The following is a 23,294-nucleotide window of genomic DNA, read 5'->3' as shown; positions in this document are numbered from 1 at the left end:
TCCGTCGTGCGTGAAGGGCAGCGAATACCGAAATGGCACTGTTCCTGGACATCCTGCTGGTCATCACCAGCTTGCTGCTGATCCTGCTGATCCTTCTGCATCGCGGTAAGGGCGGCGGTCTGTCCAGTCTCTTCGGTGGCGGTGTCCAGTCCAGCCTCGCCGGCTCGAGCGTCGTCGAGAAGAACCTCGACCGACTGACCGTCTTCACCGCGGCGATCTGGCTGATCGCGATCCTCGGCATCGGGCTCGAGATCAAGTTCAGCTGACGATGGCGGGGTACCACAGCTCCACCTCCATCCCCGATGCTGCTGCGGCCCTGATCGACGCGCCCGAATTCGCGACACTCGCGACCGTCGAGCCCGGAGGCCAGCCGCAGCTGTCCGTCGTGTGGTTGGAGCGGGACGGCGACGAGGTGCTCATCTCGACCGTCCGTGGCCGCCGCAAGACCGACAATCTCCAGCGTGACCCGCGTGCGACGGTGCTGATCTATCCGGCCGGCGGGCCGTACCGCTACGTCGAGATCCGCGGTACCGCCACGATCACCGACGACCCGGGTGGGTCGCTGATCCACAAGCTGGCCCGCAAGTACACCGGGGCCGCGCGTTGGGAGCACGACACACCGGACACCCCGCGGGTGATCGTGCGGTTGAAGCCGTCGAAGGTGATCTGGAAGGGCTGACGCCCGGTCGGACGGTTGCCGTGCGGGTGTCCGGTCATCGGTCGATAATCAGGTGATGACCGGGATCCCCGATTCATCGCCAGCGTCCTCCGCTCCGCCTTCGTCGGCTCCGCGTGCTGCCACCGAACCGCTCCGAGAGGACATCCGCCTGCTCGGGGGCATCCTGGGGGAGATCGTCCGGGAGCAGTCCGGTGACGAGATCTTCGCGCTGGTCGAGCGGGCGCGGGTCGAGTCGTTCCGGGTCCGGCGTTCGGAGATCGACCGGGCGGAACTCGCGGAGATGTTCGAGCAGATCGACACCGCGGACGCCATCCCGGTGATCCGAGCCTTCAGCCATTTCGCGCTGCTTGCCAACGTCGCCGAGGACATTCACCGCGAGCGGCGGCGCGCGATCCACGTCCGGGCCGGCGAACCTCCACAGGACAGCAGCCTGGCGGCCACCTACGCGAAACTCGATGCGGCGACCCTCGACCCGGCCACCGCGAGCGCCGCGTTGGTCGGTGCGCTCGTGGCGCCGGTGATCACCGCGCACCCCACCGAGACGCGCCGGCGGACGATCTTCGAGACCCAGAACCGCATCATGGAATTGATGCGGATGCGGGAGTGGGTTGCCGGGGACGTCGACGAGGCGGCCGCGATCGGTCTCCAGCTGCGCCGCCAGATTCTCACCCTGTGGCAGACGGCGCTGATCCGCCTGTCCCGATTGCGGATCCAGGACGAGATCGAGGTGGGCCTGCGCTACTACGATGCCTCACTGTTCGAGGTGGTCCCACAGATCAACGCCGACCTCCGGGACGGTCTGCGGGCCCGGTGGCCGGGCTCGACTCTACTCGCGGAACCGATACTGCGGCCGGGGTCGTGGATCGGCGGCGATCGGGACGGGAATCCGTTCGTCACAGCCGAAGTCGTCGGCCGGGCTACTCACCGTGCGGCCGAGACCGCGCTCGAACATCACCTCGAGGAGCTCGAGGTACTGGAACGGGAGCTGTCGATGTCGGCGCGGCTGGTCACGGTGACCGCCGAGTTGGACCGGCTCGCGGACGAGTCCGGTGACGAGTCGGCGTTCCGCGCGGACGAGCCCTACCGGCGCGCCGTCCGTGGTCTGCGTGCACGCCTGACGGTCACCGCGGACCGGATCCTCGGCCATCCCGCCGTTCACCGCGTCCGAGCGGCCTCGACGGACCTGCCGGGATACGACAGCCCGGCCGAGCTGCTGGCGGACCTCGATGTCATCGACACGTCCTTGCGGTCGCATGGCGACGACACCGTCGCCGACGACCGTCTGGCGCAGCTGCGGAACTCGGTGGAGGTCTTCGGCTTCCACCTGTGCGGTCTGGACATGCGGCAGAACTCGGAGGTCCACGAGTCGGTGGTCGCCGAGTTGCTGGCGTGGTCGGGGGTGCACCCGGACTACCGGTCGCTGTCGGAGGACGAGCGGATAGCGCTGCTGTCCCGGGAACTCGCGACCCGTCGGCCGCTGTCGGGTCCGCACGCCGAGTTCAGCGAGCTGACCACGAAGGAGCTGGGCATCCTGCGGGCCGCCGCCGAGGCCGTCGAGCGGATCGGGCCGGAAGCGATCCCGAACTACATCATCAGCATGTGCGACTCGGTGAGCGACATGCTCGAGGCCGCGATCCTGCTCGCCGAGGTGGGGTTGTTCGACCCGGACGGCGACGACGGACCGTGGTGCCCGGTGGGGATCGTGCCGCTGTTCGAGACCATCGAGGACCTGCGGCACGGCGCCGCGACCCTCACCCGAACGCTCGAGGTGCCGATCTACCGGGCTCTGGTCGCGAACCGCGGCGACAGCCAGGAAGTGATGCTCGGATACTCCGACTCGAACAAGGACGGCGGATATCTCGCCGCGAACTGGGCGCTGTACCGGGCCGAGCTCGAGTTGGTGCAGGCGGCGCGGAAGACAGGAATTCGGTTGCGGCTCTTCCACGGTCGCGGCGGCACCGTGGGCCGCGGCGGCGGACCGAGCTACGATGCGATCCTCGCGCAGCCGCCGGGCGCGGTGCAGGGGTCGCTGCGGATCACCGAGCAGGGTGAGGTGATCGCGGCCAAGTACGCCGAGCCGCGGCTCGCCCGCCGCAATCTCGAGGCGCTCGTCGCGGCCACCCTCGAATCGACCCTGCTCGACGTCGAGGGGCTCGGCGACGACGCGGCACCCGCGTACGAGATCCTCGACGAACTGGCCGAGCTGGCGCGCGTCGCGTACGCGGACCTCGTGCACGACACCCCCGGCTTCGTGGAGTACTTCAAGGCGTCGACGCCGGTCGCGGAGATCGGTGCCCTCAACATCGGCAGCCGGCCCGCATCCCGCAAGCCGACCGCGTCGATCTCTGACCTGCGCGCCATCCCGTGGGTGCTGTCCTGGAGCCAATCGCGGGTGATGCTGCCCGGGTGGTACGGCACCGGAACGGCCTTCGAGCAGTGGGTGGGCGGCGATGAGCAGCGACTGAAGACATTGACCGACCTGTACGAGCGGTGGCCGTTCTTCCGTACCGTGCTGTCGAACATGGCGCAGGTCATGGCGAAGTCCGACATGGGCCTCGCGGCGCGCTACGCGGAACTGGTGCCGGACGTCGCGTTGCGGGACGAGGTGTTCGGCAAGATCGCCGCCGAGCATGCCCGCACGATCGCGATGTACACGTCGATCACCGGGCACGACAATCTGCTGTGGGACAACCCGGCTCTCGACCGCTCCGTGCACAACCGGTTCCCGTACCTCGAGCCGCTCAACCATCTGCAGGTGGAGTTGCTGCGCCGCTACCGCGCCGGCGACGACTCCGACGGCGTCCGGCGCGGCATCCAGTTGACGATGAACGGTCTTGCGACCGCGCTGCGGAACAGCGGCTGATCCGACCGCGATCGCCACCGGATGCGACGGGGTGGCGCGCCAGCGCGTCAGAGTTGTTCGGCGCGTACGCCCGCCGCCACGGCGTGCATCTTCTCGAGGAATGCTCCGATCGTCTCCCGCTCGCGTGGCGAGAAGGATTCGATTGCCACCACCGCGCGGTCGATGAGGGGTCCGAAGAACGACGTGCCCAGGTCCACGGCGTGGGATGTGACCTCGACGACGACCCGACGGCGATCGGCGGTGTCGCGCGAACGGCACAGGAGTCCCTGCTTCTCGAGCCGGTCGATCAGGGCGGTCGTGGAGGCGGAACTGATGCCCAGCTGCTGCCCCAGCCATCCCGGTGTCGCGGGATGGCCCGCGCGCGCCGCGTCGAGGAGGGCGATCAGCGCGCGCAGGTCGGTGGTGTGGAGGTGGTGGCTCCTGGCGAACTCGGCGCCGAAGAGGTTGAGTTCCACGGTCAGTGCCCGCAGTTGATGCACCGTTGCGTGGCCCCGGATTCGGGGGTCGAGTTCGTCGTCGTGCATTGCTGCCTCTTTCCGGCTGGGTCTGGACGCCAGTTGCCTCGTCTGCCTAGTATCTCGATGATCGAGATAAATGTCGAGTGTCGAGGATTCAACCAGGGGTGGGCAGATGAACCGAAGTGATGCAGTCCATTTCGCGTCGACGGAGAGCGGGCGCGAGTTCGAGCGTCGGTACGACCGGGTGCTCGGACGGTGGCCGGGACCGGTGGAGCGTGTCGATGTCGGCACCGGGTTCGGCACCACACGCGTCAACGTCTGTGGGCCCGAGGACGCGCCGCCCGTGATCCTCTTGCCCAGTGGCCGAGCCACCTCCACCGTGTGGTTCGCCGTGGCCGCGGAGCTCTGCGGGGACCACCGGGTGTTCGCGGTCGATCTCCCCGGCGACATCGGGCTCGGGGTGGTCACCGAACCGCTGCGGAGCCGGGACGATCTGATGGACTGGATATCGGCGGTCGTTCACGGTCTCGAGCTGGAAACGTATGGCGTCGTGGGTCATTCGTACGGCGCGATGGTCGCCCTCGCGCATGCCGTGCGGCGACCCGACGGGTTGGACAGGCTCGTACTGCTGGATCCCAACTCGTGCTTCGCGGGCATGAGTCCGCAGTACCTCGCCCGTGCAGTCCCGCTGCTCGTTCGCCCGACCGGTGAACGCCAACGACGCCTCATCGGATGGGAATCGGCCGGCGCCACGATGGACGCCGACTGGCTCGACCTGGTCGCGTTCGGCGCCGAACGGTTCCCGGCACACCGCCCGGTGGTGCCGCGGCGACCCCGGCCACAGGATCTCCAGGAACTCCGAGCCGAGGTGACCGTCGTGCTGGCGGAGCGCAGCCGGGTACATGACGCGGCGCGGATCGGTGAGCGGGCACGGAGCTCGATGCCGCGGGCCGCAATTCGCGTCATTCCCGGTGAGTCCCACTACACGCTGCCGATGAGCTCATCGCCGGAACTAGGCGCGGCGCTGCGGACCGCGCTCGGCTAGTGCGTGTCTCCCTGCGGCCCGGTGTCAGCGCAAGATGTGCGCGGCGCGGGCGGCGCGCAGCCAATCTGGATACTCCGACAACAGGAGTCGGTACAGCTCCGCATCGGAGAGCGCGTCGACTTTGTTCACGGAGAAGAATCCCGCATTGTCGACTTTCCGACCGGACATTGTGTCGAGCTTCTCGAGCACACCGAAGCTGCTTCGGCCGATCCCGATGAACTGCCAGAACGCCGGCCGAGATGAGGCCCGGCGCATCAGCTTTTCGATGGCAGAGCGTTTGCTGAATCCGCCATCGGTGAAGAACAGGATCAGCGTCGGTACGGTGGTGTTCTCGTCCAAGCCGGCGAGAACCTCAGTCATGATGGGGATCTCGTCGTTGAAGCCACCGATCTCGTTGTCGTAGTCGATACCGCCGTGTACCCCTTGCAGATGGATGTACTCGTCGATCCACTGGTCGGCGCGGTCGACTGTAACGTCGGGGAGCTTGGCGAAATTGACGCCGTACAGGTATGCCTCGAGCTGTCCGTCGGCGTCGAGCTGCGTGGCCACCGGGACCATGCGGCGCACAGTCTCCTGCACCTCGCCGTCAGAGTAGCGCCGGCTCATCGATCCGGTCTTGTCGATCACCAGGATCACCCGACCGACGTAGTCTCGGGCGCCGTTGGCGAGCAGGACCTTCGCGACCTCCTTCTTGCGCAGGTCCAGCTTCTGTCGCTTCTCCAGCGACAGCTTCGCCTCAGCCGGAACCGTGCGAACCCCGTCTGCGTCCACCGTCGCCACCCCCGCAGGTGGGGTCGGCGCGGTAGCCGTGACAGCAGGTACGGAGGTGGAGGTGGTGGGTTGTGCCGGTGTGTCGTCAACGGCGACGCCGTGCTCGGTGACCAATGCGACCAGGCCGTCGTTCCAGCCGGCGGAGACGTTGCGAACCTTCCATGCCCCGTTCCGGCGGTACACCTCGAGCAGCACCGCGGAGCGCTCGGTGGTCAGTCCCTCCGCAGCCGCGGTGACGGTCGTGCCGCCAGGTTGGGTCACGGCAACCGCCAGCGCGGGCACCGCCGACAGTGGGCCGGTTACGGTTTCGTCGACCGACACCGCTATCGCGATCCGCTCGATTCCCGCGGGGATCGCCGCGAGATCGAGTCGCACCTGCCCCTGGGTCACGAGGGTGACTGCCCCCTCCGGGGAGGTCGGGTTGTTGAAGAACACCAGGTCCTCGTCGCTGCGGACCTTGCGACGCTCGTCGAGTTGGAACACGAACAGGTCGACGCTGCCGGGAGAGGTTCCGGTCACTCCGATCGTGGTGGCAGTGGTGGCGACGCTGGTATTGGCGCCTCGGGTCAGGGCGGTCACGGGTCGGTCAGTCCTTTCGGCAGGAGGCGGAGCCCGGGCGGACCCTCTGGCGGATGCTGTTGCGTGACTGGCTCAACGCCGCGAAGCATACGACCCCACCGCTCGGGCACCATGCGGCTCGTGCCGAATCCCGACACCGATCACCGATGTCGTCAATGCTGGCTTCCCAGCTGGCTGCTGATCTCCTGGTTGATCTGATGCAGTCCTGGCGAGGAGACCCCCGGCAGCATGCCGAGGATGCTACGAACCAGCGACTGATCGTTGATGACCTTCTCGCTGGACTGCACCAACACGGTGCCGGCGCCGGTGAAGTCGTATTGCCGTTCCTCGCCCGACTGCACGCCGACGCGGCGCGCGGCGGCCTGCACGAACCCGGTCACCCACGCTTGGTCGAAGTGGTGGCTCGGCGACGGGCAGTCCGCCCACCCGACAAGCGCTTCCGGGTCCACCCGCACCGGTGGCTCGACGAACATGACCGGCCCGTTCGATGACGCGAGGAACTTGCCGGTGCCGATCAGCGTCACAAAGCCCGGAACGATCGATTGGTTGAGCGCCAGGGCGGGCTCGAACGCCAGAAGGTTCGCGGCTCGAATGGTCAGGTTGCCGTCATCGAGGTCGTAGGAGTTGATGTCGTAGCCGCGGTCGCCGAGGATCAGCTTGCCCTGTCCGTCGGCGACGACGAAGTCGTGCAGGTGCAGGGGAGCGGAGAACTGCTGGGCGACCATCTGCAGCATGTGGCCCTGCAAACCGTGCTGGAGCGAGGTGAACGTCATCTGCCCGTAGTAGGCGATCATCGCGCCCTTGGACATGAACCACGGGTGCTGCAGATCCACGGTGAACGTGTAGTGGTTGCCTGGGATGTTGTCGTTGCCGGGCAGCGTCGCCGGATTCCAGACCGTGCTCACAGTTTCTCCTCCGATGCCTGGACGAACACCACACCGTGACCGGTGCACTCGAGTTGCATGTTCTCCCCGCCGCTGCGGGCGACGTTGCGCCAGCTCATCCCGGACTTCAATGTCGTCGTCACCGACCCGAGGGCTGCGACGTAGGCCTGCGGATCGACCGTCACCGGCCGATCGGGGGTGACCTGGAGTTCCAGAAATCCGCCGTGACCGAGGACCACCGCGAAACCGTGTCCGGAGAGCTGGGTGGTCGACATGCCTTGCCCGGTGGCCACTCCTGCGGCGGCGCCACGCAGCGTCCCCCGCAATCCGCCGCCCCCACCACTGGACGGGGCGGCCGCGGAGACGACCGAGACCTGCAACCCGCTCGTGTAGGCCAGCAGACGGGAGGCTTCGACCCGCAGTTGCCCCGCGGCCGAAACGTCGACGATGTGGGTTTCGATTCCGCGGAACCCGTAGTGCACGGAGCCGGTTCCCTGCGCGAGCATCGTCGCCTCGTGCTCGCCGTGGAGCATTCGGCCGGCCATGGCCCCGAGCCCGCCACCGCCCCCGAGACCCGGGACGTGGTGCGGGGTGAACTGCACCTGCCCGGTGTAGAACAGCATCGCGCCGCGGCGCGCCACCACGGGCCCTGTCCGGCCCAGATCCACGGTGACAACTTTGTCGTTGACCTGTGTGAACATCCGTTGCTCCCTGTCTCCGCTGTGACGGATCAGCGTTCGGCCGGTTGGATCGACACCACGCCTGTGCCGTCCCACTTCAGGGAGAACGCCTCACCGTTGCCCTGGCCCACCGCGGTCCGCCAGGACGCATCGGTGACGAACGACTGGGTGAGTTGACCTCGAGCGCACACGAACGCATCGGGGTCGACGACCAGTGGGTGCTGCGGGGCCACCTCGAGGTGGACGAGAGGACCGCCGTGGGACATCAATGCGACCTGGCCGGTGCCGGTGACCGTGGTGGTGAACAGGCCCTGGCCGCTCATCGCTCCGCGCAGTCCGGTGAATGACACGGCGGTGCGTAGGTTCCCGGTCAGTGCCAGTAACTGTTCGGACTCGACCTGCAGCGTCTCGCCCGCCATTTCGATGAGCGTGAGATCTGCGGCGTCGTGCGCGAGATAGACGGTGCCGGTGCCGGTGCACTCCATCAGCGACAAACCCTCGCCGGTGGTGCGTTGTTTCAGCGCTGCGAGCACCCCGTCGCCGCCACCGAATCCGGCGGACTTGAACGTGACCTTGCCGTCGTAGGCGATCATCGATCCGCTCAGTGCGCGGATAGTGTCGCCGGTCAGGTGCGCCTCGAGGATCCTCTTGGATCGCTGCACCAACTGCATGTTCGTCTCCCCATACGTTCGACCGGCAGCCCTTCGCCGGCGACATCTCGGTACAGAGTGAATCACGGGGGCCTGGAGGTGAACTCGACCGCCTCGGGAACTGGGCGACCCAAGTTGATCATTGCGGGCCAACCGAGTTGCTCACGGGGGCTGGGGTTCGTCTCCTGTTCGGCGAGGAGTCGCAGCCAGGTGCTCCGATCCGACCGCCTCTCTTCAGGAGACACGCTCTGGGGTGCAGGGCCCGTACGCCGCGGTCCCTACCCGGTCGGCGGGGTGAACAGCAGCGGGGTGATGGTTCCGTAGCCGTCGTCGCCCTCGATGTGCCAGGGCACCCTCGAGCGACCCTCACCGACCCGGGACCACAACGTCGTGAGCCAGGTCGCGGCGGCGTCGACCACCGCGTCCTGGATGCAGAAGGGCGTGTTGCGGGTGGGCCAGAGCGGAACGTCGGGGTCGAGTCCGTCCTCGGTGTGGACCACCCCGAACAGGTGGCGGTGGTCGTCGATCGGCCGGTTCAGCACGAAGGCGTCCGGGCCGTCGAATCGCGCCCACACATCGAAGGTTCCCTCCCCGTCCTGATCGGGGAACACGTCGAACCACAGGGCGGTCGCCTCGGTGGGGCAGGCGTCGAGAATCTCCGAAATCCGCTGCGCGGCAGTCTCCGTGTAGCGGCCGAGGACGGTCGCCAGTTCCGACAGGTACTCGGTGCGGTTCACGACGGAATAGTAGCGCCGGGACCCGGCCGGCGGCGGCGAGGGAACCGTTCGACGATTCGTCGCGTCCTACAGAGCGAACGGATTCGAAAAAGGGGAACGGCGGCGGAGGGAGTGGGCGAATGGATCGGTGCCCGAGGGGAGCCACGTATCGGCGGCCGACATTGCGCGCGTCGGCCGGGCCGCGCAGCGGTGGACTCCTGTCGACCGGATGTCGGCCACGACCGATCGTGGCCGACACCGGTGAACCTCCGCAGTCGGTCCGGCCCGTCGACGACCAGCCGGAATGACGGACGTCGAGGTCAGGCGCGGGGCAGTGCGCCCGCCGCGGTCTCGTCGAGCAGCCACACGGTCTTCTCGATCCCCCGAGCACCCGCGGCCGGGATCTCCTCGGCGGATGCGCCTCCGATCGCGGCGGCGACCGCGTCGGCCTTCGCCTCGCCCGAGACGATGAGCCACACCTCGCGCGCCGACTGCAGCGCCGGCAGCGTGAGCGTCACGCGGACCGCCGGCGGCTTGGGGGAGTCGGTGACGGCGACGACCAGCTGCTTACTCTCGCGGACCGCATCGGTGTGGGGGAACAGCGAATTGATATGTCCCTCACCGCCCATACCCAGCAGGTGGATGTCGAACAACGGGCCGGTGCGATCGGACCCGAACGCATCGAGCACCTCGGCGTACGCGGCCGCCGCGGTGACCGGATCGCTGTTGTACGCGCCGTCCGATGCCGCCACCACGTGCACCCGGGACTGGTCGACCGGGACGTGGTCGAGCAGGGCCTGGTGTGCCTGCACCTCGTTGCGCTCGGGATCACCCGAGGGCAGGAAGCGTTCGTCGCCGAAGAACACGTCGAGCGCCGACCAGTCGATCGCACCCGGGTTCTTGCGGACGTGCTCGAGCAGTGCGATGCCGGTGCCGCCTCCGGTGAGGACCACCGATGCCGACCCGCGCTCGCGCTGCGCCGCGACGACGGCGTCGACGAACCGCGTGGCCGCAGCCTGCACCAGTGCGTCGGTGTCCGGGTACCGCTGGATCTCCTGCTGTGCATTCACGTCAGACATATTCCACCTTCGACAGTCCGGTCAGGGCGGCCTCGTAGATCTCGTCCGGGTCCAGTCGGCGCAGTTCCTCGGCGAGGCAGTCGCGGGTCTCGCGCCGGGCCAGCGCCACCAGGGCGTCGGGCTGACCGGTCCGGCTCAGCGTCGCGGTCGTCTCGGCCTGCGGGCGGCTGATCGAGATGGTGTCGTTCGCGAGCTTCAGCTCGACGAACAGATCACCGGTCTGCCGGCGGACCGGGCCGTCGATGCGATCGGCCAGCCAGCCCGCGAGCACGTCGAGGGCCGGTTCGGTGGCCAGACCCGACACCGTCGCCGAGACGATGCGCTCGTGCGGCGGCTGGTCGAGGGCGGAGGTCAGCAGCGCGCGCCAGTACGTGACCCGGCTCCACGCCAGGTCGGTGTCCCCGGCGGTGTACGACCCGAGCCGGCTCTTGATCGTCGATGTCGGGTCCTCGGCGCCGGTGGCGTCGGTGATGCGGCGGATCGCCAGGCGACCCACCGGATCCAGTGCCGGCACGGTGGGGGCGTCTTCGGGCCACCACGCGACGACGGGGGTGTCGGGCAGCAGGAACGGGACGACGACACTCGCCTCGTGGTCGGCAAGCTCTCCGTACACCCGCAGCACCACGACCTCGGAGGCGCCGGCGTCGCCGCCGACCCGGATCTCGGCGTCGAGATGTGTCTCCTCCGAGCGGGATCCGCGCGCCACCACGATGACGCGGCAGGGATGCTCCCGGCTGGCCTCGTTCGCGGCGTCGATGACGTCCTCGGAGTTCTTGCTGTCCCGGGTGCACACGACCAGCGTCAGGACGCGGCCCAACGTGACGGCGCCGCCGGACTCGCGGAGCTCGACGAGCTTCTTGTTGATCGCTCCGGTGGTGGTTCCCGGCAGCTCGATGATCACGGCCTTCTCCATTCACGACCGGTGCGGCGCATCATTTCCTGCGCCGACGGCGGACCCCACGTGCCTGCCTCGTAGGGCTCGGGCTTGCCCTGCTTCGCCCAGTGTTCGAGGACCGGGTCGAGGATCTTCCACGACAACTCGACCTCGGCGTTGACGGGGAACAGGGACGGCTCGCCCAGCAGGACATCGAGGATCAGCCGCTCGTAGGCCTCCGGGGAGGACTCGGTGAACGCCTGTCCGTAGCTGAAGTCCATGTTGACGTCCCGGACCTCCATGCTCGATCCCGGCACCTTGGAGCCGAACCGCATGGTGACGCCCTCGTCGGGCTGGACCCGGATCACGAGGGCGTTCTGGCCGAGGTCCTCGGTCATGGTCGCGTCGAACGGCAGATGCGGGGCCCGCTTGAACACGACGGCGATCTCGGTGACCCTGCGGCCCAGCCGTTTTCCCGTACGCAGGTAGAACGGCACCCCGGCCCAGCGGCGGGTGTCCACCTCGAGGGTGATCGCCGCGTAGGTCTCGGTGGTGGAGTCCTTCGCGAATCCCTCCTCCTCGAGGAGGCCGACGACCTTGCGTCCGCCCTGCCACCCACCGGCGTACTGACCGCGTGCGGTGGTCTCGTCGAGGGGCTCGGCGAGGCGGGTCGCGGAGAGCACCTTGATCTTCTCGGCCTGCAGCTCGGACGGTTCGAAGCTGATCGGCTCCTCCATCGCGGTGAACGCCAGCAGCTGCAGCAGGTGGTTCTGGATGACGTCCCGTGCGGCGCCGATACCGTCGTAGTACCCGGCGCGCCCCCCGAGACCGATGTCCTCGGCCATCGTGATCTGCACGTGGTCGACGTAGTGCGCGTTCCAGATCGGGTCGAACAACTGGTTCGCGAACCGCAGCGCCAGGATGTTCTGGACCGTCTCCTTGCCCAGGTAGTGATCGATGCGGAACACCGTGTCCTCCGGGAACACGTTGTTCACCACCGCATTGAGTTCCTGCGCGCTCTCGAGGTCGTGCCCGAACGGCTTCTCGATGACCACCCGGCGCCACTGCCCGTCGGCGGACTTGGCCAGACCCGACGTCGACAGCTGTTCGCACACCGTGGGGAACTGGGCGGGCGGAATCGACAGGTAGAAAGCGTGATTGCCGCGGGTGCCGCGTTCACGGTCCAGGGCGTCGAGGGTGTTCGAGAGGTTCGTGAAGGCCTCGGCGTCGTCGAAGCTGCCCTGCACGAAGCGAATGCCCTTCGCGAGCTGCTCCCACACGTCCTCGCTGAACGGTGTGCGGGCGTGCTCGCGCACGGCGTCGTGCACGACCTGGGCGAAATCCTGGTCCGCCCAGTCACGCCGGGCGAACCCGACCAGAGCGAACCCGGGCGGCAGGAGGCCTCTGTTGGCGAGGTCGTAGACCGCGGGCATCAGCTTCTTGCGAGCCAAATCGCCGGTGACACCGAAGATCACCAGGCCACAGGGGCCGGCGATGCGAGGCAGTCGCCGGTCCCTGCTGTCCCGAAGTGGGTTGGTCCAACCGTCCGCCGCGGGTCCGCTCACGGGGTCAGCTCTCTCGAGCAGCGGTGAGCTGCTCCGAGATCGCGTCGAGGAGCTCGTTCCACGAGACCTCGAACTTGTCCACGCCCTCCGTCTCGAGCTTGTCGAACACCGCGGGGATGTCGATACCGACGGCGGCGAGCTGGTCGAAGACGGCCTGCGACGCCGCGGCGGTGCCCGAGATGGTGTCCCCGGAGACGACGCCGTGATCGGCGACCGCTCCCATGGTCTTCTCCGGCATCGTGTTGACCGTGCGAGGGGCGACGAGCTCGGTGACGTACAGCGTGTCCGAGTAGTCGGGATTCTTCACACCGGTCGAGGCCCACAGCGGACGCTGCACGCGGGCGCCGGCGGCGGCCAGCGCCTCCCAGCGCGACCCGCCCTCGAACACCTGCTGGTACGAGGCGTACGCGAGGCGGGCGTTGGCCAGACCGGCCTTGCCGCGCAGTGCGAGCGCCGCGTCCGAGCCGATCTTCTCGAGCTGTCCGTCGATCTCGCTGTCCACGCGGGAGACGAAGAACGACGCGACCGAGTGGATCTTCGACAGATCGTGTCCGGCGGACTTCGCGGCCTCGAGGCCCGCGAGGTACGCGTCGATGACGGCCTCGTAGCGCTCGACCGAGAAGATCAGCGTGACGTTGACGCTGATGCCCTCCGCGATAACCCGGGTGATCGCGGGCAGACCCGCCATGGTGGCCGGGATCTTGATCAGCAGGTTGTCGCGGTCGACGAGCTTCCACAGTTCGATGGCCTGCGCCACCGTCGCGTCGGTCTCGTGTGCCAGTCGCGGATCGACCTCGATCGACACCCGGCCGTCGACACCGTCGGAGGCCTCGGCCTGCGGGGCCAGCACCTCGCACGCCGCCCGGACGTCGTCCGTGGTGAGCGCGCGGACGGTCTCGTCGACGTCGGCGCCGTTCTTCGCGAGCTCGCGCAGCTGCGCGTCGTACGCCTCGCCCTTGGTGAGGGCGCCCTGGAAGATCGTCGGGTTGGTAGTGACGCCGACGACGCTGCGGGTCGCGATCAGCTCCGCGAGGTTGCCGGTCTCGAGCCGCGTGCGCGACAGATCGTCGAGCCACACGGACACACCCGCCGCGGACAGCGCCGCGAGGTTTGCATTCTGGGTTGCAGTGTCAGTCATGGTGATTCATCCCTTCACACGTGCGAGGGTGCGGCGAGCCGCATCGGTGACCGCCTCGGCCGTGAAGCCGAACTCGCGGAACAGCGTCTTGTAGTCGGCGGAAGCGCCGTAGTGCTCGATCGACACGGCCTCGCCGTCACTGCCGATGAACTTGTACCACGGCATCGCGATACCGGCCTCGACGGAGACGCGGGCCCGCACCGCCGGCGGCAGCACCGCGTCGCGGTAGGCCTGGTCCTGCTGCTCGAACCAGTCGAGGCAGGGGACCGACACGACGCGGGTGGCGATGCCGTCGGCTTCGAGCACCTCGCGGGCGGCGACTGCCAGCTGCAGCTCCGAACCGGTACCCAGCAGGATCACCTCGGGGGTGCCCGTCGACGCCTCGGCCAGGATGTACGCGCCACGGGCGACGCCCTCGGCGGCCTTGTCGCGGGTGCCCTCGAGGACCGGGATGTCCTGACGGGTCAGGGCCAGGGCGGTGGGGCCGGTCTTGTGTTCGAGCGCGGCCTTCCAGGCCTGCGCGGTCTCGTTCGCGTCACCCGGACGGATCACGGACATGTTCGGGATCGCACGCAGCGCGGCCAGGTGCTCGATCGGCTGGTGCGTGGGGCCGTCCTCGCCGAGACCGATGGAGTCGTGCGTCCACACGTAGATCGCCGGCGTCTTCATCAGCGACGCCAGTCGGACCGCGGGACGCATGTAGTCGCTGAACACGAGGAACGTGCCGCCGTAGGCGCGGGTGGGTCCGTGCAGCACGATGCCGTTGAGGATCGAGCCCATCGCGTGCTCGCGGATGCCGAAGTGCAGCGTCCGGCCGTAGGGCTGCGCGTTCCAGTCCTTGGTGGAGATCGACGTCGGACCGAACGAGTCGGAACCGTCGATCGTGGTGTTGTTGCTGCCGGCGAGGTCGGCCGAGCCGCCCCACAGCTCCGGCAGGATCGGGCCCAGCGCGTTGAGGGTCTTGCCCGACGCCTTGCGGGTGGCGACGCCCTTGGCGTCCGCGTCCCACGTCGGCAGGTTGTCGGTCCAGCCCTCGGGGAACTCGCCGGCGTGGAGGCGGTCGAACAGCGCCTTGCGCTCGGGCTCGCGAGCGGCCCACGCGTCGAAGTCGGCCTGCCACTGTGCGTGTGCCGCGGCGCCTCGATCCAGGACCTCACGGGCGTGCGCGAGCGCGGCCGGATCGACGTCGAAGCTCTTCTCCGGGTCGAATCCGAGGGCCCGCTTGACGCCGGCGACCTCTTCGGCGCCCAGAGCGGCACCGTGCACGTCGCCGGTGTTCATCATGGTCGGCGCCGGGTAGCCGATGATCGTGCGGAGCAGGATGATCGACGGCTTGTCGGTGACCGCCTTGGCGGCCTCGACAGCGTCGAGGATCGCGGAGACGTTCTCGCCGCCCTCGACGGTCTGCACATGCCAGCCGTACGCCTCGTAGCGCTTGGCGACGTCCTCGCCGAGGGCGATCGCGGTGTCGTGTTCGATCGAGATCTTGTTGTCGTCGTAGAAGACGACGAGGTTGCCCAACTGCTGGACACCGGCGATCGACGACGCCTCCGACGTGACGCCTTCCTCCATGTCACCGTCGGAGGCGATCACGTAGACGTAGTGGTCGAACGGGCTGGCGCCGGCCGCGGCGTCCGGATCGAACAGGCCGCGCTCGCGGCGGGCGGCCATCGCCATGCCGACCGAGGACGCCAGGCCCTGGCCGAGCGGCCCGGTGGTCATCTCGACGCCGACCGTGTGGCCGTACTCCGGGTGGCCCGGGGTCAGCGAGCCCCACGTGCGCAGTGCCTCGATGTCGGACAGCTCGAGTCCGTAACCCGACAAGTACAGCTGCAGGTACAGCGTCAGGCTGCTGTGGCCGCAGGACAGGACGAAGCGGTCGCGACCCACCCATTCCGGGTTCTTCGGATCGTGGCGCAACACCCGCTGGAACAGGGTGTAGGCGAGAGGTGCGAGGCTCATCGCGGTGCCCGGGTGGCCGTTGCCGACCTTCTGGACGGCGTCCGCGGCGAGGACTCGGACGGTGTCGACGGCCTTGGTGTCCAGGTCGGTCCAATCGGCAGGGTGGACCGGTTGCGTGAGGACGCGGATCTCGTCTGTGATCGACACGGGCAGATGTCTCCTGACATGGTTGTACGTGGAGCCGGAGGGAGCTGTGGGCGTTAGCGGGCCTCTTGTGCGCCTCCAGCCTAGTTGTGCCTCCCCATTCGGGTCGATTCGGTTCGCAGGTTTGCGGCGTCTACCATCGTTTGTAGTAGTGCAGTAGCAAGCGAGGATGTAGTCGCGTGGGGCAAGGAGATAGCGTGCGTACAGGGCATCGGCCGAGCGGACATGGCTTCGGCAGCCCCGCCGCCGCATCCGAATCGAAGACTGCGCGGGACACCACCACGCTGTGGGGCCGCGTTTCGGCGACGATTCTGGCGTACATCGCATTGACGAAGCCGCGGGTGATCGAGCTGCTGCTCGTCGCCACGATTCCGGCGATGCTGCTCGCGGACCGCGGCCACATCGATCTCGTCCTCATCATCAGCACGCTGTTCGGTGGATGGATGGGCGCGGCGAGCGCCAACTCGCTCAACTGCGTCGTCGACGCCGACATCGACAAGGTGATGAAGCGGACGGCGCTGCGTCCCCTCGCACGTCAGGCCGTCCCGACCCGGCACGCTTTCGTGTTCGGCGTGACGCTCGGTGTCGCGTCGTTCCTGTGGCTGTGGTGGCGCGCCAACCTGCTCGCCGGGTTCCTCGTGGTTCTCACCATCGCCTTCTACGTGCTCGTCTACACGATGGTGCTCAAGCGTCGGACGTGGCAGAACGTGATCTGGGGCGGCGCCGCCGGCTGCATGCCGGTCATGGTCGGCTGGGCCGCGGTTACCGGATCGCTGAGCTGGGAGCCGGTCGTCCTGTTCCTGATCATCTTCTTCTGGACGCCGCCGCACACCTGGGCGCTCGCGATGCGCTACAAGGAGGACTACAAGGCTGCCGGTGTCCCGATGCTCCCGGTCATCGCGTCCGAGGAACACGTCACCAAGCAGATCGTGATCTACACGTGGGCGACGGTCCTCGCGTCGCTGGCGCTGGTCCCGGCGGCCGGCTGGATCTACGCGGGCGTCACCCTGCTGGCCGGCGCGTGGTTCCTGTTCGTCGCTCACCAGCTGTACAACAGCGTGCGCGGCGGCACCCCGATCAAGCCGCTCAAGCTGTTCCTGCAGTCCAACAACTACCTCGCGGTCGTGTGCTGCGGACTCGCCGTCGACTCCGTGCTCGGCTGGAACACCATCGCCAGTTACTTCTGACGAACTCTCGGCGAGGGGCCCCGGTCGTTTCAACGACCGGGGCCCTCGCCGTTCGACAGCCTCCGTCGTTCGACGGGCTTGCTAGGGCACCAGCACGATCGACCCGATGGTCCGGCGTCCCTCGAGGTCCCGGTGCGCCTGCGCGGCGTCCGCGAGGGGATATGTGCCGCCCACTCGCAGTTTCAATGTCCCGGCGGCGATGGCGTCCAGTACCGCACCGGCGCGCCACGTCAGCTCTTCCCGATTCCGCACGTAGTGCGCGAGCGTGGGGCGGGTGACGTACAGCGATCCGGAGGAGTTCAGACGCTGCAGGTCGAAGGGCGCGACGGGTCCGCTGGCGGCCCCGAACAGCACGAGGGTGCCGCGGATCCGCAACGACGCGAGACTCGCGTCGAACGTGTCCTTGCCGACGCCGTCGTACACGGCGGCGACCCCTTCGCCGCCGGTGAGCTCACGAACCTGGTCCGCGAGCCCGGCACCGTACCGCAGGACCCGCCACGCGCCGGCCTCGCGCGACAGCGATTCCTTCTCGTCGCTCGACACCGTCGTGATGACCTTGACGTCCTTCGCGGCGGCCATCTGGGTGAGCAGCAGGCCCACCCCGCCGGCTCCGGCGTGCACGAGGACGGTGTCCCCGGCCTGCGCGGGAAACGCCGACTCGATCAGGTAGTGCGCGGTCATGCCCTGCAGCAGCGCCGACGCCGCGAACTCGGGAGCCACGCCGGCGGGCACCTTCACCGCCACCGCGGCGGGCACCGCGACCTTCTCCGCGTAGCCGGCGGCTGCGGCCGCCCACGCGACGCGGTCGCCCACCGCGAAGTCGGTGACGTCGGACCCGACCTCGAGGACCACGCCGGACCCCTCGTCGCCGGGCACGTATGGGACGTCGCGGGCATAGGTTCCGGTGCGGAAGTACGTGTCGATGAAGTTGATGCCGATCGCCTCCGTGGCAACCAGCAGGTCACCGGGGCCGATCTCCGGATCGGGCACCTCCGTGGGGACGAGAACCTCCGGACCGCCGAACTGGGACACCACGATTGCACGCATGCTCTTTGTTCTACACCGGCTCACGCCGTGCGGTACCGGAAGGTCGTGACGGTCGTTCGGCTACCGCACAGTAGTCTGGCCCCATGAGCACCGATACCCAGAGCACCGCTGCGGCCCCGGTCCTGCCCTCGGGCACGGTCGCCGCGATCCGCAAGTTCCTGTCCGAGCACGGTGGATCCGCGAGCGCGGTCATCCAGCCGGTGGGTCGCGCGGGCGTGCGCATCACCCTCGTCGGCGCCGACGGCATCCTCGGCGACCAGGTGGTCGACACGGTCGCGATCGCCAACGCCGTCGTGGCTTCGTTCGACGAGATCACGGTCTCCGAGTGGGACCGCGCCCTCACCAGCGTCGTGACCCCGCGCAAAGGTCATTTCGCGAAGATGGCGGGCTGGGTGGCCCACCAGACGCGATTCCCGAAGGCTCGCAACGAGCGCTGACACCTGAGAAGGCCGGGTCCCCGCGGTAGTCGCGGGGACCCGGCCTTCGTTGTTCGTTGTGGTGACGCGGCGTCAGGCCGACGCGACAGTTTCGGCTTCGGCGCGGTCGGCCACCGGCTCGCGGATCCGGCCCGCCGCGTACAGGGCAGCGGTCGCGGCGGTGCACGCACCGGCGAGCGCCACATGGATCGTCACCAGCACCGCCGGCACGTGCGTCCAGAACTGCACGAGTCCGACGCACGCCTGCGCGACGACCAGCGCGATCACGACCTTCAGGCGCAGCTTCACCGCGGCGCTCGCCCGGACTGCGTACAGGCCGAAGCCCAGGCCGATCAGCAGCGCCAGGTAACCGACGAGCAACTCGGCATGCAGGTGCACCAGGTTGGTGATGTCGAGGTCCAGACGTTCGACCGTGCGCTCCGGGTTCTTGTCACCGGCGTGCGGGCCGGCACCGGTCACCATCGTTCCCGCCACCAACGTGCCGGCCAGCGCGACGCCGGTGAGGGCGGTCAGCCAGCTCAGCTGCTTGGGCAGGGTGGTGACCTCGACGCCGTCGTCCGGTTGGTCGATCTTGTGGTACAGCATCACCGACAGCCACACCATTGCCATCGACACCAGCAGGTGCAGCGCCACCGTCCACCAGAGCAGCCCGGTGAGCACCGTGATCCCGCCGAGCACCGCCTGCGCGACGGTCGACAGCGGCATCAGCCACGCGTACACGAGCACCTCGCGCCGCCGCGCCGCGCGCGTGACCGCGAGGACCACCGCGGCGGCGGTCGCGATCACCAGGAACGTGAGCAGGCGGTTACCGAACTCGATGGTCTGGTGGAACCAGGGCGCCGTCGAATCACCGGTCGGGACGAAACTGCCCGGGTAGCACTGCGGCCAGGTGGTGCATCCGAGGCCGGATGCCGTCACGCGGACCACCGATCCGGTGACCGCGATGCCGCCCTGCGTCACGATCACCGCGATCGCGATCCACTTCTGGACCGCAAGCGACGGCAGCGGTAGACGGTTGACCAGGCTCACAAACCCGCGATACAGCACAACCCGATGGTAGAGGGCCTTCCACTACGCGGTGTAGTTGGGCCCGGCTCGGCCGGGGTGTCGTCGACCCGGGCCCGGTGCCCGGCGACCGCGGGGATCACGACCCCGACGATCCCGAGCCGCTCGAGCCGCCGCCGTCCGGGTTGACCGACACGATCCCCGAGATCGTGCCCTGCATGTACCGGCCGTCCTCGGTGATCAGCGCCGACATCTGCAGGGTGTCCCCGAGCATGGTGCCGGTGATCGTCCTGGTGGTCTTCACCGCGCCGGTGTCGGGGTCGATCACCGCGTAGGCGAAGCCGTCGAGCGGCGTCGTCGCGTCCAGTCCCTGCCGGACCATCGTGTAGATGTTGCCGTCCGCCGTGGACAGGTGCGGCACCGCCGAACTGCGGACCTCGTTCTGCCATACGGTGCTGCAGCCCTCGCCGTCGGTGTCGACGTCCACGCGCGTCATCCCGCCGCGGAACGGCGCCGACGCGGGAACCGCCTCGCCCGCGCCGTCCGGGACCGTCGGGTACGGGTAGCCATAGGTGCTCGCGACGAACACCGAGCGCCCGATGCCGATGGGGGAGTTCTCGCTGCCGCTGCCCGATCCGGTGCTCCCGGTGGCGCTCCCGCTCAGGCTGCCGGTGCTGCCCGACAAGCTGCCGCCGTCGTCGCCCGGAGGCAGGACCGGTTCCTTGCAGATCTCGGCGCCGGTGTCGGACCGGTAGACCAGCAGGTTCACCTGGCCGTCGGCGTTGTCGACGATCGTGACGTACTCGGATCCGGTGGCGGGCCCGAAGTAAGTGGGTGTCGAACCCGTGCCCCAGCTGAGCTGGCCGGGCTTGCGCGCCGACCCCCGGTCGTACTCCTGCCGCCACTCGAGTTGTGGCTGCGAGTCCGGTCCGGCGGTGAACTGGTAGGTGGCGTGGGTGGACGCGACCGAGGTGCCCGTCGGTGACGTCGAGATGCTGTTCTGCACCTGTTCGCCCGCCGGTAGGGGCACGGTGCGGGCGGTGCCGGTGTGGTCGACCGTGCCCACGACACCGTTGCCCGTCGCGAACCACACGTTGCCGGCCCAGTCGGGCGCGAGTCCGGTGACGTTGTCGCCGTCGGGAATCGCCGACGTCAGATCGGTGCTCGAGTCGACCGTGAGCGTCCAGGTGCCGTCCGGGTCCTGGGCGTGGCCCACCCGCAGCAGGTGACGGCTGCCGTCGACCACCACGAGGCGGTCGTCCGAATCCAGGTAGGCGTACACCCCGCCGAGCAGGCTGCCCCTGGCCAGCTCCAACTGGGCCAGCGTGCCACCCACCGGGAACGTCGACGCGGTCGGATCGAGCAGGTGCACGGTGGGCGTCCGGCCCAGCATCGTCGTGCACAGTGCGACGACCAGGCCGTCGGAGCCCTGCAGCAGCGTCGGGCAGGCCGACGCGAGCGGGTACTGCGCGATCGAGACCGCGCCGGCGCCCGGGCCGGCCAGCCGCGTCGCGTCCGACGATCCGGCGTCCCCGTGCATGGTGGAGGTCCCGTCGGGGCCCAGATACGGGTTGGCCGGTGCGAGGGGCCCCCACCCGGGGGCCGCATCCGCGGTCACCGGGGCCAGGGCCAGAGCGAGTGCGCCGCACGCGGCGATCGAGGTACGACGGAATCCGGTGATCAGGGAAGCAGTCACGACGGTCATTGTGGTACCGGACGGTCGGTGCCGGGAGCGTTTCGCCCGACACGAGCCGAATGCACGAATACTCGTGTCAGGTGAACTTGAAGGTGCGGGTCGCGACGAAACCGGCCACCGCCGCCCACACCGCCAGCACTGCCACGCACATGACGTTGATGCTGCCCGTGGTCGCGTCCTCGAGGGCCTGCGCCAGCGCCCCAGACGGGATGAGCTGCGCGCCGATCCGGACACCACTGTGCAGTTGATCGGCGAAGATGACGCTGCCGACACCGGCCATCACGAACCACAGGATGTTGGCGAGAGCGAGAACGATCTCGGCGCGCAGCGTGCCGCCGAGCAGCAGGCCCAGCGCCGCGAACGTGACCGTGCCGAGCGCGATGACGACGCTGCCGAGGAGCAGTCCGAGCGCCTCCGGCCGCCAGCCCAGGGCGAAGCCGATCGCTCCGAGCAGGAGGGACTGCATCGCGACGACGATGACGACAGCCGCGCTCTTGCCCGCGATGATGCCCCAGCGCGGCAGGGGAGTGGCCCCGAGTCGTTTCAGCGCGCCGTAGCGCCGGTCGAAGCCGACCGCGATCGCCTGCCCCGTGAACGCCGTCGACATGATCGCGACCATCATCACGGCCGGGACGATGGTGTCGACGCGGTCGTCGCCGAAGTCGCCGACGGGGAGGAGCGTCAGACCGATCAGCAGGGTGATCGGGATGAACATGGTGATGAGCAACTGCTCGCCGTTGCGCAGCAGCAGCGTGAGCTCGAGCCGGGTCTGCGCGGCGAGCATGCGGGCCGCGGGCGCCGGCTGCGGGCGCGGCGTGAAGGTTCCGTCGGCGAATCGGTTGTCGGCCAGGCGGTCGTGGTGCGTCACGCTCATCCCCTCAGGTCCCGTCCGGTGAGTTCGAGGAAGACATCCTCGAGTCGGCGCTGGTCCACCCGGATCTCCGTGGCGAGCGCGTCCTGTCCGGCACACCACGACGTGACCGCCGCGACGATGTGCGGATCGATGGTGCCGCGCACCGCGTAGTTGCCGGGAGTGCGCTCGAGGGCCTGGTAGTCGGCAGGCAGGACGGCGCGCAGACGCTCGAGGTCGAGACCGGGCGGCGCGACGAGGCTCAGCTGGCCCTCGGCCCCGGTCCGGGTGACCTCGGACGGTGTACCGGACGCGACGATCTGCCCGTGGTCGATGATGACCAGTTCGTCGGCCAGTTCCTCGGCCTCGTCCATCAGGTGCGTGGTCAGCAGGACGCTGACGCCGTCGCGGCGCAGGGCGTCGATCAGCTCCCACACCAGCAGACGGGCCTGCGCGTCCAGGCCGGCGGTCGGTTCGTCGAGGAACACCAGCTCGGGGCGCCCGACGAGTGCGCATGCGAGCGCGAGGCGCTGCTGCTGGCCACCGGACAGTCGTCGGTACGGCGTCCGGCGCGCGTCCTGCAGTCCGAGGCTCTTCAGGAGCCACTCGGGATCGAGCGGGTCGGCCGAGTACGACGCCACGAGGTCGAGCATCTCCCCGGCCTTCGACCCGGGGTAGGCGCCGCCGCCCTGGAGCATGACGCCGATCCGCGGGCGCAGGGCGGCCGAGTCGGCGATGGGGTCGAGACCGAGGACGCGCACGGACCCGGCATCGGGGGAGACGAAGCCCTCGCACATTTCGACGGTCGTGGTCTTGCCGGCGCCGTTGGGGCCGAGCAGGGCAAGTACCTGCGCGGACTCGAGCGTGAGGTCGAGTCCGTCGACCGCGCGCAGGTCGCCGAACGACTTGACCACGCCCTCGAGTCGCACGGCGGGACCGCCCCTGTTGGACGTCGTGTTCGACGCTCTGACAATCACGAGGAACC

General features: G+C 68.7%; 22 protein-coding genes. 6 read left to right on the top strand and 16 right to left on the bottom strand.

The window, feature by feature from the left end; translation table 11 throughout:
• Positions 1-32 precede the first annotated feature (32 nt).
• Genes secG through ppc form a run of 3 tightly spaced genes read left to right on the top strand, consistent with a single transcriptional unit; the run spans position 33 to position 3,542 of the window.
• Complete coding sequence (gene secG, locus J2X34_RS06155; RefSeq protein WP_114722713.1) at positions 33-266, top strand: preprotein translocase subunit SecG; 234 nt, start codon at positions 33-35, stop codon at positions 264-266.
• Positions 267-268: 2 nt separating this feature from the next.
• Positions 269-679: a PPOX class F420-dependent oxidoreductase gene (locus J2X34_RS06150; RefSeq protein ID WP_114722714.1), complete on the top strand. Its 411-nt coding sequence runs from the start codon at positions 269-271 to the stop codon at positions 677-679.
• A 55-nt stretch (positions 680-734) separates the two neighbouring features.
• Positions 735-3,542 carry a phosphoenolpyruvate carboxylase gene (gene ppc / locus J2X34_RS06145; RefSeq protein ID WP_429516377.1) on the top strand — a complete coding sequence of 936 codons (2,808 nt, stop codon included), beginning with the start codon at positions 735-737 and terminating at the stop codon, positions 3,540-3,542.
• 47 nt (positions 3,543-3,589) lie between these two features.
• Here the strand turns inward: ppc and J2X34_RS06140 are convergent, their stop codons facing one another.
• Entirely contained in the window at positions 3,590-4,066 is a 477-nt protein-coding gene (locus J2X34_RS06140; protein ID WP_429516376.1) for a MarR family winged helix-turn-helix transcriptional regulator, read from the bottom strand.
• 106 nt (positions 4,067-4,172) lie between these two features.
• Between J2X34_RS06140 and J2X34_RS06135 the strand changes: the two genes are divergently transcribed.
• The gene (locus J2X34_RS06135) at positions 4,173-5,045 is read left to right on the top strand and encodes an alpha/beta fold hydrolase (protein ID WP_114722717.1); all 873 of its coding nucleotides are present in this window, start codon (positions 4,173-4,175) and stop codon (positions 5,043-5,045) included.
• Positions 5,046-5,069: 24 nt separating this feature from the next.
• On the opposite strand, the gene J2X34_RS06130 is transcribed toward J2X34_RS06135, so the two are convergent.
• From J2X34_RS06130 to tkt, 10 genes are all read right to left on the bottom strand, one after another.
• Positions 5,070-6,395 (bottom strand): vWA domain-containing protein, encoded by a 1,326-nt coding sequence (locus J2X34_RS06130; protein ID WP_429516375.1) that lies wholly within the window; start codon positions 6,393-6,395, stop codon positions 5,070-5,072.
• 152 nt (positions 6,396-6,547) lie between these two features.
• Positions 6,548-7,300, bottom strand: coding sequence for an AIM24 family protein (locus J2X34_RS06125; protein WP_114722718.1), 753 nt, complete (start codon positions 7,298-7,300; stop codon positions 6,548-6,550).
• Entirely contained in the window at positions 7,297-7,980 is a 684-nt protein-coding gene (locus J2X34_RS06120) for an AIM24 family protein (protein WP_429516374.1), read from the bottom strand. Before J2X34_RS06120 ends, J2X34_RS06125 begins: the two co-directional genes overlap by 4 nt.
• 29 nt (positions 7,981-8,009) lie before the next feature.
• On the bottom strand, positions 8,010-8,630 hold the full coding sequence (locus J2X34_RS06115; protein WP_114722720.1) for an AIM24 family protein: 621 nt from the start codon (positions 8,628-8,630) through the stop codon (positions 8,010-8,012).
• Positions 8,631-8,887: 257 nt separating this feature from the next.
• Positions 8,888-9,346, bottom strand: coding sequence for a DUF6389 family protein (locus J2X34_RS06110; protein ID WP_174909988.1), 459 nt, complete (start codon positions 9,344-9,346; stop codon positions 8,888-8,890).
• Between the two features lie 299 nt (positions 9,347-9,645).
• Positions 9,646-10,404, bottom strand: coding sequence for a 6-phosphogluconolactonase (gene pgl / locus J2X34_RS06105; protein ID WP_114722722.1), 759 nt, complete (start codon positions 10,402-10,404; stop codon positions 9,646-9,648).
• Entirely contained in the window at positions 10,397-11,305 is a 909-nt protein-coding gene (opcA, locus tag J2X34_RS06100) for a glucose-6-phosphate dehydrogenase assembly protein OpcA (RefSeq protein WP_368077042.1), read from the bottom strand. Before opcA ends, pgl begins: the two co-directional genes overlap by 8 nt.
• Positions 11,302-12,843 carry a glucose-6-phosphate dehydrogenase gene (gene zwf / locus J2X34_RS06095; RefSeq protein WP_114722724.1) on the bottom strand — a complete coding sequence of 514 codons (1,542 nt, stop codon included), beginning with the start codon at positions 12,841-12,843 and terminating at the stop codon, positions 11,302-11,304. Before zwf ends, opcA begins: the two co-directional genes overlap by 4 nt.
• Before the next feature lie 4 nt (positions 12,844-12,847).
• Complete coding sequence (gene tal, locus J2X34_RS06090) at positions 12,848-13,981, bottom strand: transaldolase (protein WP_429516373.1); 1,134 nt, start codon at positions 13,979-13,981, stop codon at positions 12,848-12,850.
• Between the two features lie 6 nt (positions 13,982-13,987).
• Positions 13,988-16,090: a transketolase gene (tkt, locus tag J2X34_RS06085; protein ID WP_114722726.1), complete on the bottom strand. Its 2,103-nt coding sequence runs from the start codon at positions 16,088-16,090 to the stop codon at positions 13,988-13,990.
• 194 nt (positions 16,091-16,284) lie between these two features.
• Here tkt and J2X34_RS06080 point away from each other — a divergent pair, with 194 nt between their 5' ends.
• On the top strand, positions 16,285-17,274 hold the full coding sequence (locus J2X34_RS06080; protein ID WP_114722727.1) for a heme o synthase: 990 nt from the start codon (positions 16,285-16,287) through the stop codon (positions 17,272-17,274).
• Between the two features lie 81 nt (positions 17,275-17,355).
• Here the strand turns inward: J2X34_RS06080 and J2X34_RS06075 are convergent, their stop codons facing one another.
• The gene (locus tag J2X34_RS06075) at positions 17,356-18,321 is read right to left on the bottom strand and encodes a quinone oxidoreductase family protein (protein ID WP_114722728.1); all 966 of its coding nucleotides are present in this window, start codon (positions 18,319-18,321) and stop codon (positions 17,356-17,358) included.
• A gap of 83 nt (positions 18,322-18,404) precedes the next feature.
• Between J2X34_RS06075 and J2X34_RS06070 the strand changes: the two genes are divergently transcribed.
• Positions 18,405-18,758, top strand: a complete 354-nt coding sequence (locus tag J2X34_RS06070) for a hypothetical protein (RefSeq protein ID WP_114722729.1) — start codon at positions 18,405-18,407, stop codon at positions 18,756-18,758.
• Positions 18,759-18,830: 72 nt separating this feature from the next.
• On the opposite strand, the gene J2X34_RS06065 is transcribed toward J2X34_RS06070, so the two are convergent.
• The 4 genes from J2X34_RS06065 to J2X34_RS06050 form a co-directional block, all read right to left on the bottom strand.
• On the bottom strand, positions 18,831-19,805 hold the full coding sequence (locus J2X34_RS06065; protein WP_114722730.1) for a COX15/CtaA family protein: 975 nt from the start codon (positions 19,803-19,805) through the stop codon (positions 18,831-18,833).
• Positions 19,806-19,902: 97 nt separating this feature from the next.
• Positions 19,903-21,468, bottom strand: coding sequence for a hypothetical protein (locus J2X34_RS06060; RefSeq protein WP_429516372.1), 1,566 nt, complete (start codon positions 21,466-21,468; stop codon positions 19,903-19,905).
• A 67-nt stretch (positions 21,469-21,535) separates the two neighbouring features.
• Complete coding sequence (locus J2X34_RS06055; RefSeq protein WP_429516371.1) at positions 21,536-22,333, bottom strand: ABC transporter permease; 798 nt, start codon at positions 22,331-22,333, stop codon at positions 21,536-21,538.
• A complete protein-coding gene (locus tag J2X34_RS06050) occupies positions 22,330-23,283 on the bottom strand; it encodes an ABC transporter ATP-binding protein (protein ID WP_114722758.1) in 954 nt (317 codons plus the stop codon). Before J2X34_RS06050 ends, J2X34_RS06055 begins: the two co-directional genes overlap by 4 nt.
• Positions 23,284-23,294: the final 11 nt, after the last annotated feature.

This window comes from Rhodococcus sp. BE178, from assembly GCF_050433545.1.
In the GTDB taxonomy this organism is placed as follows: domain Bacteria; phylum Actinomycetota; class Actinomycetes; order Mycobacteriales; family Mycobacteriaceae; genus Prescottella.
The sequence above is the reverse complement of the archived record's forward strand: the minus strand, read 5'-3'. Positions and strand labels throughout refer to the sequence as shown.